The sequence below is a fragment of the Streptomyces sp. NPDC017936 genome (assembly GCF_044328485.1).
Taxonomy (GTDB): Bacteria; Actinomycetota; Actinomycetes; order Streptomycetales; family Streptomycetaceae; genus Streptomyces.
In genome coordinates, this window is record NZ_JBIRHK010000003.1 from 407,799 (window position 1) to 422,028 (window position 14,230).

The following is a 14,230-nucleotide window of genomic DNA, read 5'->3' on the forward strand; positions in this document are numbered from 1 at the left end:
GACGACCGGACGGGTCGGAATCGGCGCGGCGTCCCCTCCTGTGCGAGGGGATTTTTCGTTTCCCGGGTGTGACAGCCGCTGGCAGAGACGATCGATGGAGCTTTGAGGATCATGAGCGAGATGAACCCCGCTGCCGCCGAGGCGGCCGCGCCGCACCGCTACACGGCCGCCGTGGCGGCCGAGATCGAGGCACGCTGGCAGGACGTCTGGGACGCCGAGGGCACCTACGCGGCGCCGAACCCGAAGGGCGACCTGGCGGGCGATCCCGAGCTGGTCGCGCGGCCCAAGAAGTTCATCATGGACATGTTCCCGTACCCCTCGGGTGCGGGCCTGCACGTCGGCCACCCGCTGGGTTACATCGCCACCGACGTCTTCGCGCGCTTCCAGCGCATGACGGGCCACAACGTCCTGCACACCCTGGGCTTCGACGCCTTCGGCCTGCCCGCCGAGCAGTACGCCGTGCAGACCGGCACGCACCCGCGCGTGTCCACCGAGGCCAACATCGAGAACATGAAGGCCCAGCTGCGCCGGCTGGGCCTGGGCCACGACAAGCGCCGGTCGTTCGCCACGATCGACCCGGACTACTACAAGTGGACCCAGTGGATCTTTCTGCAGATCTTCAACTCCTGGTACGACGACGAGGCCCGCAGGGCCCGCCCGGTCTCCGAGCTGATCGCGCAGTTCGAGTCCGGTGAGCGCCCCGTGCCGGGCCACACGCGCGCGTGGAGCGAGCTGAACGCCGCGGAGCGCGCCGACGTCCTGGGCGGGTTCCGCCTGGCCTACGCCTCCGACGCGCCCGTCAACTGGTGCCCCGGCCTGGGCACCGTGCTGGCCAACGAGGAGGTCACCGCCGACGGCCGCTCCGAGCGCGGCAACTACCCGGTCTTCAAGGCCAAGCTGCGCCAGTGGAACATGCGCATCACCGCGTACGCCGACCGGCTGCTGGAGGACCTGGACGCGCTGGACTGGCCCGAGGCCATCAAGCTGCAGCAGCGCAACTGGATCGGCCGCTCCGAGGGCGCCCGCGTCGACTTCCCCGTGGACGGCGAGCGCATCACGGTCTTCACCACCCGCCCGGACACCCTGTTCGGCGCGACCTACATGGTGCTGGCGCCCGAGCACCCGCTGGTCGAGAAGTTCACCCCGGACGCCTGGCCCGAGGGCACCCGCGAGGCGTGGACCGGCGGCCACGCGACCCCGGCCGGGGCCGTCGCCGCCTACCGCGCGCAGGCCGCCTCCAAGTCCGACGTCGAGCGGCAGGCCGAGGCCAAGGACAAGACCGGCGTCTTCATCGGCGCGTACGCCACCAACCCGGTCAACGGCGAGCGCATCCCCGTCTTCATCGCCGACTACGTCCTGATGGGCTACGGCACCGGCGCCATCATGGCCGTCCCCGCGGGCGACCAGCGCGACTTCGAGTTCGCGCGCGCCTTCGAGCTGCCGATCCACTGCGTCGTGGAGCCGACCGACGGCCGCGGCACGGACACCTCGACGTGGGAGGACGCCTTCGGGTCGTACGACGCGAAGATCATCAACTCCTCCAACGCCGGCATCTCCCTGGACGGCCTGGGCGTCGCCGAGGCCAAGGCGCGCATCACCGAGTGGCTGGAGCGCGAGGGCATCGGCGAGGGCACCGTCAACTTCCGCCTGCGCGACTGGCTGTTCAGCCGCCAGCGCTACTGGGGCGAGCCCTTCCCGATCGTCTACGACGAGGACGGCATCGCCCACGCGCTGCCCGAGTCGATGCTGCCGCTGGAGCTGCCGGAGGTCGAGGACTACTCGCCGCGCACCTTCGACCCCGACGACGCGGACACCCGGCCCGAGACGCCGCTGTCGCGCAACGAGGAATGGGTCAACGTCACCCTGGACCTGGGCGACGGGCCGAAGAAGTACCGGCGCGAGACCAACACCATGCCCAACTGGGCCGGTTCCTGCTGGTACGAACTGCGCTACCTGGACCCGCACAACTCCGAGGAGCTGGTCGACCCGGCCATCGAGCAGTACTGGATGGGCCCGCGCGAGGGCATGCCGCACGGCGGCGTCGACCTGTACGTCGGCGGCGCCGAGCACGCGGTGCTGCACCTGCTGTACGCCCGCTTCTGGTCCAAGGTCCTGTACGACCTGGGGCACGTCTCCTCCGCGGAGCCGTTCCACAAGCTGTTCAACCAGGGCATGATCCAGGCCTACGTCTACCGCGACAGCCGCGGCATCGCGGTGCCGGCCGCCGAGGTGGAGGAGCGCGACGGCGCCTACCACTACCAGGGCGAGAAGGTCTCCCGGCTGCTGGGCAAGATGGGCAAGTCCCTGAAGAACGCGGTCACGCCGGACGAGATCTGCGCCGAGTACGGCGCCGACACGCTGCGCCTGTACGAGATGGCCATGGGCCCGCTGGACGTCTCCCGGCCGTGGGACACGCGCGCGGTGGTCGGCCAGTTCCGCCTGCTGCAGCGGCTGTGGCGCAACGTCGTCGACGAGAACACCGGCGCGGTCACCGTCGTCGACGCCGAGCCCGGCGAGGACACGCTGCGGGCGCTGCACAAGGCGATCGACGGGGTGCGCGGGGACCTGGAGGGCATGCGGTTCAACACCGCCATCGCCAAGATCACCGAGCTGAACAACCACCTGACCAAGGCGGGCGCCGCCGTGCCGCGGTCCGTCGCCGAGGCACTGGTGCTGCTGGTCGCCCCGCTCGCCCCGCACATCGCCGAGGAACTGTGGCGCCGGCTGGGCCACACCGGCTCGGTCGTCCACCAGGACTTCCCGGTCGCCGACCCGGCCTACGTCGTGGACGAGACCGTGACCTGCGTCGTGCAGGTCAAGGGCAAGGTCAAGGCGCGGCTGGAGGTGTCGCCGGCCATCTCCGACGAGGAACTGGAGAAGACGGCGCTGGCCGACGAGAACGTCGTCAGGGCGCTGGGCGGCGCGGGCATCCGCAAGGTGATCGTGCGGGCGCCCAAGCTGGTCAACATCGTTCCGGCGTAGACGCCTCTCGACGGCCCCTCGAACGCCCCCCTCGCGGACCGCGGGGGGCCGGTGGCGGGGGCCGTCGGGGTGGTCGGGGTAGTCCCCTACGGGCAGGTTCGGGGTTCTTCTGGAACTTCGGGCCTGCCCGTCTCGTTTACGGTTGAGGAGCGGCGCGCGGTGTGCCGGAGCCGGTTTCCGGAGGAGGAGCCCGTGGAAGCAGTGATCGCAGTCGTCGCCCTGCTCTTCGTGCTGTTCCTGGCGCTCGGCGCCTACGCCACGGTGAAGGTGGTCGGCGCCGCCAAGCGCAGCGTGGACCGCACCCTCACCAGCGCCCGCCGTACGGTCGAGGACCACACCCTGCGGGCCAAGTCCTTCGCCCAGCCGGGGCCGGCCGGCGAGATCGCCCAGCTCCGCCTCAAGCTGCGCACCTCGATGCGGGCCACCCAGGACGCGCTGCAGGCGGGCGCGGCCGAGGACGAGTCGCTGAAGGAGTCCCTCGGCCTCTTCCGGCGCCTCAGCGCGCACGGACACGAGCTGGACGGCGAGCTCAGGCGCCTGGAGTCCGAGCCCGACCGGGCCACGCTCGCCGAGCGGCTGCCCTCCCTGCGGGAGCGCACGGAGCGCATCACGGCCTCGGCGGACTCGCTGCGCTGGGCGGCCCGGGACCGCGCCCGCCGTTTCGCGGACGAGGACCTGGACACCCTCAGCGCCCAGATCGACGTCGAGGCGGGCGCCCTGCGCCACTGGACCGGCCCGGAGACCGCCCCGACGCCTCCGTGGCCCGGGACACCGGCCGCCGAAGAGCAGACCTGGCCGAAGAGCGCCGACGCGCGCACCGCGGAGAGCGCGGCGCGGGAGCCGGACCGGCCCGCCATCACCCCGCCCGGGCCGCGCCCCACCTACCCCTGGCAGAAGAAGCCCCGGCCCGAGACCACCACCTGACGCCGCACACGATCCCGCCGACGGGCGACGCCCGGCAGGGGCCGGACTGCCGCGCGGGCGCTACGCCAGGTAACCTCCAGCTCATGTCCCGCCATGTCGCGATCGTCACGGATTCAACGGCCTACCTGCCGCAGCGGACGATGGAGCGCCACGGCATCACCGCGGTGCCCCTGACCGTCGTCCTCGGCGACCAGGCACTGGAGGAGGGCACGGAGATCTCGACCCGTGCCCTCGCGCAGGCGCTGCAGAAACGACGCTCCGTCACCACCTCACGCCCCAGCCCCCAGCTCTTCGCGGAGACCTACCGCAAGATCGCCGGGTCCGGAGCCACCGGCATCGTCTCCCTCCATCTGTCCGCCGAGTTGTCGGGCACCTACGACGCGGCGGTCGTCGCGGCGCGTGAGGCGCCGGTGCCCGTTCGGGTGGTGGACACCGGCATGGTCGCGATGGCCCTCGGCTTCTGCGCGCTCGCGGCGGCCCGGGCCGCGGAGACGGGCGGCACGGTGGACGAGGCGGTCGCGGCCGCGGAGAAGCGTGCCTTCGGCACGTCCGCCTTCTTCTACGTCGACACCCTCGACTACCTGCGCCGCGGCGGCCGCATCGGCGCCGCGCAGGCCCTGTTCGGGTCGGCGCTCGCGGTCAAGCCGCTGCTCCAGCTCGACGGGGGGCGCATCGAGCCCCTGGAGAAGGTGCGGACGGCGTCGAAGGCGATCGCCCGCCTCGAGGAGCTGGTCGCCGGCCGGGCCGGCAACGCGCCGGTCGACATCGCCGTCCACCATCTCGCCGCGCCGGATCGGGCGTCGGCCCTCGCGGAGCGGCTGCGCGACCGGGTACTGGACCTCGGCGAACTCCATGTGAGTGAGGTGGGCGCGGTGATCGGGGCGCACACCGGGCCCGGGCTGTTGGGGGCCGTGGTCTCGACGCGGTGAGCGCCGCGCGCGTCCGAGGAGCCGTGGTGGGTGCCGTGCGCGTCCGAGCCGTGGTGAGCGTCCCGGACGTCCGCAGGTTCGCGGGGAGCGCCTGAGGCGCTCGGGGATCCGTCACTCGCGCGGGTGACGGAGTTGTCCACAAGCGGGCCGTCGTCCCCGGAGAACGAGCAAGATCATCGCGGTTCGGTGAAGTCGTCGATCCTCGTCGCATGGCACTTCGATCACGCTCACGTACGACGAACGCGACCAGTGGACCCGGCCGGGACCCCGGCTCCGACGGCCGGCTCCGGCACCGGCGGTCACCCGCCCACAGCCGGCTGAGGAACCGTCAGGCCTCGGCGGAGGAACTGCGCCGCCGGGCGGAGGAGTTGTTCGGTGACCGGGTCGGACGGCGAGGGCATGCGAGGGGAACGGGGGCGGGTCCGCCGACGCGGGATGACGATGTCGGAGACGAGGCCGGGTTCCGGAACTCCGGGAGGCGCGCGCCGCGGCCCGTGAGCGGTGCGGAGCTCGCCGGGAGGCGTGAGCCGGCCGCCGGACACGGCAGGGGCGCGTCGGTCACCGTCGGGGACGGCGGGCGGGCGGTCGCCGCCGGAGGGGGCGGGCCGGCTGCCGTCGGTGGCGGTGGGGCGGTTTCCGCCGGGGCCGGCGAGCCGGCGGCCGGTTTCGCCGGGTCGCTCGGCGCCGGGGAGGACGAGGGGGATGCGCGGGCCGCTCGCGGGGTGGAGGAGCGGTGGCGGCGGGCCGGGCTCGCTCTGCGGGAGCGGATGCCCGTGTGGGTGCAGGCGCGTTGCGGGCTGGAGCGCAGGACCGCGCTGGCGCTGGCCGTGCTGGTGGTGGCCGTGGCGGCCCTCGCCGTGCAGCACTTCTGGTCCGGCCGGGCCCAGTCCGTGCGGGCACCGCAAGTGGTGCGGGCGGCGGCCCCCTACGAGGCGGAGGAACGGACGGCGCCGGCCGGGCCCACCGGTTCGCCCGGGCCGGTGGGCGGCGCGGGCACGGCCGCACCCGAGATCGTGGTGGACGTCAGCGGCAAGGTGCGCAATCCCGGCATCCACCGGCTTCCCGCCGGCTCCCGCGTGGTCGACGCACTGAGCGCGGCCGGTGGGGTGCGGCCGGGGACGAACACCGACGGCCTCAACCGGGCCCGGTTCCTCGTGGACGGTGAGCAGGTCGTCGTCGGAGGGCCGGCGGCCGGCGGAGCCGCGGGGCCGGGGACCGGGACGGGGCGGTCCGCGGGCGGTCCGGCGGCCGGGGCGCCGGCGGGCCCGGTCTCCCTCAGCACCGCCACCGTGGAGCAACTCGACGCGCTTCCGGGCGTGGGGCCCGTGCTGGCGCAGCACATCCTCGACTACCGGACGCGGCAGGGCGGTTTCCGCTCGGTGGACGAACTGCGCGAGGTGAACGGCATCGGCGAGCGGCGCTTCGCCGATCTGCGGAACCTGGTGCGGCCATGAGGGACGACGGCAACGCCTCGCCGGTGCGGGCGGGTTCCGGTGAGACGCGCGCACGGGACGGGGGAGCGGGGACCACAGGCGGTCCGGACGACGCCGATACCGTTCCCGCCGGTACCGCCGGCCACGGCCTCCGCTCCCGCCGGGCCGTGCACCTCGCTTCGGGGAAACGGCTGGGGTCCGCTCACCCGCGTCAGGAAGGACCGGTGGATCTGCGGCTCGTGCCTCCCGCGCTCGCGGCCTGGGCGACGGCGGCGTCGGCCCTGGACGGTTCACCGGCGGTGGTGGGCGGCCTCGCGCTCGGCTGCGTGCTCGTGGCGGGGGTGCTTCTGGGAGCGGAGCGGTACGGGAGGCGGGTGCGGGGCGGCCGACGGCCCGGAGCACGGGGCGGGTGGCCGAGGGCGACCGTCGCGGCGGTGCTGCTCTGTGCGGGGGCGGCCGCCGCCTCGGCCGGACTGCACGGCGCCGACCTGCGCCGAGGACCCGTGCCGAGGCTGGCGAAGGAGGACGCCCGTGTCACCGCCGAGGTGGAGCTCACCTCCGATCCGCGGCTCGCCCGGCCACGGGTGCGGGGGAACCGGACGGTCCCGGACTCCGTGCTGATCGACGCCCGGGTGCGCCGAGTCGAGGCACGGACCGGGGCGGTGGTGGCGACGCGGACGCCGGTGCTGGTGGTCGTGGACGTCGACGGGGGAGGGGACCGGGGAGGCGGCGACCGGGGCACGGCTCGCCCTGCGGCGACACGGGCGGCGTGGCTCGGGCTGCTGCCGTCCACGCGGGTGCGGGTCAGCGGGCGGCTGGCCCCCGCGCTGACCCGCGGGGACCGGATCGCGGCCGTGCTGCGCGTACGGGACCGGGCCGGGCCGGAGGTCGTGCGCGAGCCGTCCGCGGCGCAGCGGTTCGCGGGCCGGTTGCGGGCCGGGCTGCGGACGGCCACCGACGGGCTCCCGGCCGACGCGCGGGCGCTGCTGCCGGGCCTGGTCGTCGGGGACACCTCGCGGATCACGCCCGAACTGGACGAGGCCTTCAAGGAGACGGACCTCGCCCACACCCTGGCCGTGTCCGGCAGCAACCTCACGATCATGCTCGCGCTGCTCCTCGGGCCGCCCGGCCTGGCCCAGCAGGCCGAGCGTCGCGGACTGGCGCCCCGGCTCGGCATCCCGCTGCGCACGACCGCGCTGCTCGGGGGAGTGCTCACGCTCGGATTCGTCGTGGTGTGCCGGCCCGACCCGAGCGTGCTGCGCGCGGCGGCCTGCGGAGCCGTCGTGCTGCTCGCCCTCGCGACCGGCCGCCGCAGATCGCTGATCCCGGCGCTGGCGACGGCGGTCCTGCTGCTGGTGCTCTACGACCCCTGGCTGGCCCGGAGTCACGGGTTCCTGCTGTCGGTGCTGGCCACGGGGGCGCTGTTGACGCTGGCGCCGCGCTGGAGCGCCGCGCTGCGACGGCGCCGGGTTCCGCCGCGGCTCGCCGAGGCGTTGGCGGCCGCGGGGGCCGCGCAGGCCCTGTGCGCACCGGTCGTGGCGGTGCTGTCGGCACGGGTGAGCCTGGTGGCGGTGCCGTGCAACCTCCTCGTGGAGTTCGCGGTGGCGCCGGCCACGGTGCTGGGTTTCGCGGCGCTGGCGGCGGCGCCCGTGGCGATGCCGGTGGCGGAGGCGCTGGCGTGGTGCGCGAGCTGGCCCGCCGGATGGATCGCGGGGGTGGCGCGGACCGGGGCGGCGCTGCCCGGCGCGGGGCTGGACTGGCCGGGCGGCTGGACCGGGGCGTCGCTGCTCGCCCTCGCGACGGCAGGGGCGCTGCTGCTCGGGCGGCGGCTGCTGGGGCATCCGGTGCTGTGCGCGGTCTGCGGGGCGCTGTTCCTGCTCGCGGTGGTGCGGCCGCCGCCGCTGACCCGGGTGATCACGGGCTGGCCGCCGCCCGGCTGGCGGTTCGCGATGTGCGACGTGGGGCAGGGCGACGCGACGGTGCTCGCGGCCGGCGCGGGCACCGGCGTGGTGGTGGACGCCGGACCCGATCCGGCGGCGGTCGACCGGTGCCTGCGCGCCCTCGGCATCACCAGGGTCCCGCTCCTCGTGCTGACCCACTTCCACGCGGACCACGTCGCGGGACTGCCCGGGGTGCTGCGGGGGCGGGCGGTGGGCGCGATCGAGACGACGGGGTTCGAGGAACCGGCGGACCAGGCGGAGTTCGTGCGGAGGGAGGCCCGGGCCCGGGGGATCCCGCTCACCCGGGCCGCGGCGGGGGAGCGCCGGCGTCTCGGCGGGCTCGACTGGCAGGTGCTGTGGCCGCCGCCGAGTCCCCGGCGCGACGCGGGCGTTCCGGCGCCCCCGGGGTTCTCGGCGCCCGAGCCGGAGGGGCCGAACGACGCGAGCGTGACGCTGCTGGTGCGGTCGGGCGGGCTGCGGATGCTGCTGCTGGGAGACCTGGAACCCCCGGCGCAGCGGGCGCTGTCGAGGTCACCGGCGGCCGCGCTGCTGGGCGGGGTGGACGTGCTCAAGGTGGCCCACCACGGATCGGCCCACCAGGACCCCGGTCTGATACGCGCGGTGGCGCCACGGCTGGCGCTGATCTCGTGCGGTGAGCACAACCTGTACCGGCATCCCGCGCCGAGCACGGTGGCGGCGCTGCGGGCCATGGGCGCGGTGGTGCTGCGGACCGACCTGGACGGGGCGCTGGCGGTCACCGGTGCGGGCGCGGAGCTGCGGGTGGCGGGAGACTGAGGGCATGGACTGCGCACAGGTCGTCACCTCGCCGCTCGAGCCCCGTCTGCTGGACGCCTATCTGCACCGCCTCGGTGTCGCGTGTCCGGCCTGGCCCACGGTCGACGTGCTGCGGGAGCTGCACCTGCGGCACCTTCAGACCGTCCCCTTCGAGAACCTGTCGGTCCACCTCGGCGAGGAGATCGTGCTGGAGGAGGGGCGGCTGGTCGAGAAGGTGGCCGAGGAGGGCAGGGGCGGATTCTGCTACGAACTGAACGGGGCGTTCGCGGCGCTGCTGCGGGCGCTGGGGTTCGACGTGACGCTGCTCGCCGCCCGGGTGTACGGGCAGCAGGGGCGGCTCGGCATCCCCTACGACCATCTCGCGCTGCTGGTGCGGACGGTGGACGCCGGGGAGTGGCTGGCCGACGTCGGGTTCGGGGCGCACAGCCACTACCCGCTCCGGTGGGAGGACCGTGGCGAACAGAAGGACCCCGGCGGCCTGTTCCGGATCGTCGAGGCCGGGCCGGACGCGGCCGGGGTGAAGGGCGGGGCCGGCCGGCTCGCCGGACCGGGCCGGGGACCGGGGGCCCCCGACCTGGACGTCATCCGTGACGGCGTCCGCGAGTACCGGTTGGAGGTGCGGCCCCGGGTGCTGGGCGACTTCCTGGCCGGGGCGTGGTGGCACCGGACCTCGCCGGACTCGCACTTCACGAGATCGCTGGTGTGCTCGCGGGTCACGGAGGACGGGGGCAGGATCACGCTCAGCGGGCGCCGGCTGAAGGAGACGGCTGCCGACGGAGGGAGCGAGGAGCGGGAGTTGGCGGGGGACGAGGAGGTGCTGGCGGTGTACCGGGAGCGGTTCGGGATCGGCTTGGAGCGGGTGCCGGTGGTGCGGGGGACGGACACGGCTCGGGCCCCCGGGCCGGTTCCCGTGCCGGAGGGCGCTGTTTTGGACCTGGGGGCCGGTGGCTGAGCGGGTACCGGAAAATGGCGGCGTGAGCGATGTGAGACATGTGCTGGTGCTGCCCGACCGTGACGCCGCCGAGGAGGTCGTCGAGGCGCTCGCGGAGCGGTTCGGGGTGCGGGAGGAGCCGCAGGTGGTCCGGGACGCGCTGGCCGGCGAGGACGACGCGGAGGACGCGCAGTGGCTGGTGGTGCTGCGGGACGAGGAGGGACGGCTCGACGCGGGGAAGCTGGACGCGTTCGCGGCGGAGTGGGAGGGATGGCGGGAGGAGCCGTGAGCTTCCGCGAGCTCTGCCGGGGACCCGCGGTGACGGAGGACCGCCCGCCGGCCGACGGGAGATCGCGGCTGGTCGCGCGGGCCCGCGCGCCCCTGGGACGTCATGGCGGGGGCCGTGTTGTCAGCGGCCCGTGGGATGCTGTCGGGGATGGCCAAGAAGACCGCCCATGACGACCCTCTCGCCCCGGTGACGCTCGCCGTGGGGCAGGAGGACCTGCTGCTCGACCGCGCCGTGCAGGAGGTGGTGGCCGCCGCGAGGGCCGCCGACTCCGACACGGACGTGCGTGACCTGACCCCGGACCGGTTGCAGCCCGGCACGCTGGCCGAGCTGACCAGCCCCTCGCTCTTCGCCGAGCGCAAGGTCGTGGTCGTGCGCAACGCGCAGGACCTGTCCGCCGATACGGTCAAGGACGTGAAGGCGTACCTCGGGGCGCCCGCCGAGGAGATCACGCTCGTGCTGGTGCACGCGGGCGGGGCCAAGGGCAAGGGCCTGCTGGACGCCGCGCGCAAGGCGGGGGCGCGGGAGGTGGCCTGTCCGGCGATGACCAGGCCGGCGGACCGGCTGGCCTTCGTGCGGCAGGAGTTCCGGGTGGCCGGACGGTCCGCGACGCCGGAGGCCTGCCAGGCGCTCGTCGACGCCCTCGGGAGCGATCTGCGGGAGCTGGCCTCGGCGGTCTCCCAGCTGGTCGCCGACATCGAGGGGACCATCGACGAGGCGGTGGTCGGGCGCTACTACACGGGCCGCGCGGAGGCCTCCAGCTTCACCGTCGCCGACCGGGCCGTCGAGGGCCGGACCGCGGAGGCCCTGGAGGCGCTGCGCTGGTCGCTCGCCACGGGAGTGGCGCCGGTGATGATCACCAGTGCGCTGGCGCAGGGGGTGCGGGCGATCGGGAAGCTGTCGTCCGCCCGCGGCGGCCGGCCGGCCGATCTCGCCCGTGAGCTCGGCATGCCGCCGTGGAAGATCGACCGGGTCCGGCAGCAGATGCGCGGCTGGACCCCGGACGGGGTGGCGGTGGCGCTGCGCGCGGTGGCCGAGGCGGACGCCGGGGTGAAGGGCGGCGGGGACGACCCGGAGTACGCCCTGGAGAAGGCCGTGGTGGTCATCGCGCGGGCGGCCCGCTCCCGAGGACGGTAGTCACCTCCCAAGGACGGCAGCCGCCCGGGGGAGGCGAAGGGGGCGATGGGACGTGTCCGCCGTCCCTCGCCGGACCAGGAGCGAGACCGTTGCCGGGCCAGGGAGGGGACCAGGACTGCGCGCATGTCAGAGCCGTGCGCATGTCAGAGCCGTGCGCATGGCAGAGCTGTGCGCATGTCAGAGCCGTGCGCATGCCGAAGGCCCCGGCTGCCGCCCTGGGGAAGGGCGGGAGGCCGGGGCCTTCGGTTCACGCTGCTGGATCCGCGCCCGCGTGGCGAACGCAGGCCGCGCGCGGACCCGTCGGTGCCGGTCGGGGGCGGATGAGAGAGGGCCCGCCCTGGGTCCTTCCGGCGCATCGGATCCCGGAGGATCCGGTCAGATCAGGAAAAGGTTCAGCCCTTGAGGGACGCGACCTTGGAAGCCAGCGCCGACTTCTTGTTGGCGGCCTGGTTCTTGTGGATGACGCCCTTCGAGACGGCCTTGTCGAGCTGACGCGCGGCAGCGCGCTGGAGCTCGGTGGCCTTCTCGACGTCACCCGCGGCAGCGGCCTCGCGGGCCTTGCGGATCGCGGTCTTCAGGGAGGACTTGACGGCCTTGTTGCGCAGCCGAGCCTTCTCGTTGGTCTTGATCCGCTTGATCTGGGACTTGATGTTCGCCACGAATGAGCCTTTTCAGGTTCAGGCACGGGGTCATGAGCGCTCCGAGCGGGAAGGCAAGGAGGCCGGGATCCCGGGCCAGGTGATTTCTTGATGACGTGCCTCGCGCTGAGAGGGCATGAGACACAGCCATCCACAGTACCAGCGGCCCGGAGAGCGGCCCAAACCGGCTTCCGGTCGCCGCGCGTGGGACCATGGAACCTACGTATCGATCCGACCCGAGGCATAAGGCGCCTCAAGAGACAGGACCCTGCGTGCCCGCGACCCCTAACAATGTGCCCGAGCCGAGCCGTACCGACCCGGCTCTGATCCGCAATTTCTGCATCATCGCGCACATCGACCACGGCAAGTCCACGCTCGCCGACCGGATGCTCCAGCTGACCGGCGTGGTCGAGCAGCGGCAGATGCGTGCTCAGTACCTCGACCGCATGGACATCGAGCGTGAGCGCGGCATCACGATCAAGTCCCAGGCCGTGCGCCTGCCCTGGGCGCCCACCCAGGACCCGGGCAACACGCACATCCTCAACATGATCGACACCCCGGGGCACGTCGACTTCACCTACGAGGTCTCGCGGTCGCTCGCCGCCTGTGAGGGGACCATCCTCCTCGTCGACGCCGCCCAGGGCATCGAGGCCCAGACCCTCGCCAACCTCTACCTGGCGATGGAGAACGACCTCACGATCATCCCCGTGCTCAACAAGATCGACCTGCCGGCCGCGCAGCCGGAGAAGTTCGCCGAGGAGCTGGCGAACCTCGTCGGGTGCGAGCCGGACGACGTGCTGCGGGTCTCCGCCAAGACCGGTGTCGGCGTCGACGCGCTGCTCGACAAGGTCGTGCGGGAGATCCCGGCGCCGGTCGGGGTCGCCGACGCGCCCGCCCGCGCGATGATCTTCGACTCCGTGTACGACTCGTACCGGGGCGTGGTGACGTACGTCCGTGTCATCGACGGGCAGCTCAACAAGCGCGAGCGCATCAGGATGATGTCGACGGGCGCCACGCACGAGCTGCTGGAGATCGGCACCAACTCGCCCGAGATGCTCGGCGCCGACGGCCTCGGCGTCGGCGAGGTGGGCTACCTGATCACCGGCGTGAAGGACGTCCGCCAGTCCAAGGTCGGTGACACCGTCACCAGCCAGGCCAAGGGCGCCACGGAGGCGCTCGGCGGCTACAAGGACCCCAAGCCCATGGTCTTCTCGGGCCTGTACCCGCTGGACGGCTCGGACTACCCGGAGCTGCGCGAGGCCCTGGACAAGCTCCAGCTCAACGACGCCGCGCTGGTCTACGAGCCGGAGACCTCCGCCGCCCTCGGCTTCGGTTTCCGCGTCGGCTTCCTCGGTCTGCTGCACCTGGACGTGATCCGGGAGCGGCTCGAGCGCGAGTTCGGCCTCGACCTGATCGCCACCGCCCCCAACGTGGTCTACCGCGTGGTCATGGAGGACGGCAGCGAGCACACGGTCACCAACCCGAGCGAGTTCCCCGAGGGCAAGATCAACGAGGTGTACGAGCCGGTCGTGCGCGCCACCATCCTGGCGCCGACCGAGTTCATCGGCTCGATCATGGAGCTGTGCCAGACCCGGCGCGGCACCCTGCTCGGCATGGACTACCTCTCCGAGGACCGGGTCGAGATCCGCTACACGCTGCCGCTCGCGGAGATCGTCTTCGACTTCTTCGACCAGCTGAAGTCCAAGACCCGCGGCTACGCCTCGCTGGACTACGAGCCCACCGGCGAGCAGACGTCGAGCCTGGTGAAGGTCGACATCCTGCTGCACGGCGACAAGGTGGACGCGTTCTCCGCGATCACCCACAGGGACCAGGCGTACGCGTACGGCGTGCGGCTCGTCGCCAAGCTCAAGGAGCTGATCCCGCGGCAGGCCTTCGAGGTGCCGGTGCAGGCCGCCATCGGTTCGCGGGTCATCGCCCGCGAGACCATCCGCGCCATCCGCAAGGACGTCCTCGCCAAGTGTTACGGCGGCGACATCTCCCGCAAGCGCAAGCTGCTGGAGAAGCAGAAGGAAGGCAAGAAGCGGATGAAGATGGTGGGTTCCGTGGAGGTTCCCCAGGAGGCCTTCATCGCCGTCCTCTCCAGCGATGACAGCGCGGGGTCGGGCAAGGGCAAGAAGTAACCAGCGGTTACCCGGGGGTACGCCGCCAAAGCGGGCGGATCGGGGCCCGTCGTGCGAAAGCGCGGCGGGTCCCTTCGCGTGCGGGCGGTCGCGC

10 protein-coding genes are annotated in these 14,230 nt (G+C 73.4%); 9 read left to right on the forward strand and 1 reads right to left on the reverse strand.

Annotated features, from left to right (window positions below; translation table 11 throughout):
* The first annotated feature begins 111 nt into the window (after positions 1-111).
* The 8 genes from leuS to holA all read left to right on the forward strand — a co-directional run bounded on the left by leuS (position 112) and on the right by holA (position 11,357).
* Positions 112-2,982: a leucine--tRNA ligase gene (gene leuS / locus ACH4F6_RS08390; protein WP_397959118.1), complete on the forward strand. Its 2,871-nt coding sequence runs from the start codon at positions 112-114 to the stop codon at positions 2,980-2,982.
* 192 nt (positions 2,983-3,174) lie between these two features.
* The gene (locus tag ACH4F6_RS08395) at positions 3,175-3,906 is read left to right on the forward strand and encodes a hypothetical protein (protein ID WP_397959119.1); all 732 of its coding nucleotides are present in this window, start codon (positions 3,175-3,177) and stop codon (positions 3,904-3,906) included.
* Between the two features lie 83 nt (positions 3,907-3,989).
* Positions 3,990-4,835: a DegV family protein gene (locus ACH4F6_RS08400; RefSeq protein WP_397959120.1), complete on the forward strand. Its 846-nt coding sequence runs from the start codon at positions 3,990-3,992 to the stop codon at positions 4,833-4,835.
* 209 nt (positions 4,836-5,044) lie between these two features.
* Positions 5,045-6,289: a helix-hairpin-helix domain-containing protein gene (locus ACH4F6_RS08405; protein WP_397959121.1), complete on the forward strand. Its 1,245-nt coding sequence runs from the start codon at positions 5,045-5,047 to the stop codon at positions 6,287-6,289.
* 146 nt (positions 6,290-6,435) lie between these two features.
* The gene (locus ACH4F6_RS08410; RefSeq protein ID WP_397959122.1) at positions 6,436-9,003 is read left to right on the forward strand and encodes a ComEC/Rec2 family competence protein; all 2,568 of its coding nucleotides are present in this window, start codon (positions 6,436-6,438) and stop codon (positions 9,001-9,003) included.
* A gap of 4 nt (positions 9,004-9,007) precedes the next feature.
* A complete protein-coding gene (locus ACH4F6_RS08415; RefSeq protein ID WP_397959123.1) occupies positions 9,008-9,955 on the forward strand; it encodes an arylamine N-acetyltransferase in 948 nt (315 codons plus the stop codon).
* Between the two features lie 22 nt (positions 9,956-9,977).
* A complete protein-coding gene (locus ACH4F6_RS08420) occupies positions 9,978-10,223 on the forward strand; it encodes a hypothetical protein (RefSeq protein ID WP_397959124.1) in 246 nt (81 codons plus the stop codon).
* 147 nt (positions 10,224-10,370) lie between these two features.
* Positions 10,371-11,357, forward strand: a complete 987-nt coding sequence (gene holA / locus ACH4F6_RS08425) for a DNA polymerase III subunit delta (RefSeq protein ID WP_397959125.1) — start codon at positions 10,371-10,373, stop codon at positions 11,355-11,357.
* A 392-nt stretch (positions 11,358-11,749) separates the two neighbouring features.
* On the opposite strand, the gene rpsT is transcribed toward holA, so the two are convergent.
* Positions 11,750-12,016, reverse strand: coding sequence for a 30S ribosomal protein S20 (rpsT, locus tag ACH4F6_RS08430; RefSeq protein WP_360340939.1), 267 nt, complete (start codon positions 12,014-12,016; stop codon positions 11,750-11,752).
* 251 nt (positions 12,017-12,267) lie between these two features.
* Between rpsT and lepA the strand changes: the two genes are divergently transcribed.
* Positions 12,268-14,136 carry a translation elongation factor 4 gene (gene lepA, locus ACH4F6_RS08435; protein ID WP_397959126.1) on the forward strand — a complete coding sequence of 623 codons (1,869 nt, stop codon included), beginning with the start codon at positions 12,268-12,270 and terminating at the stop codon, positions 14,134-14,136.
* Positions 14,137-14,230: the final 94 nt, after the last annotated feature.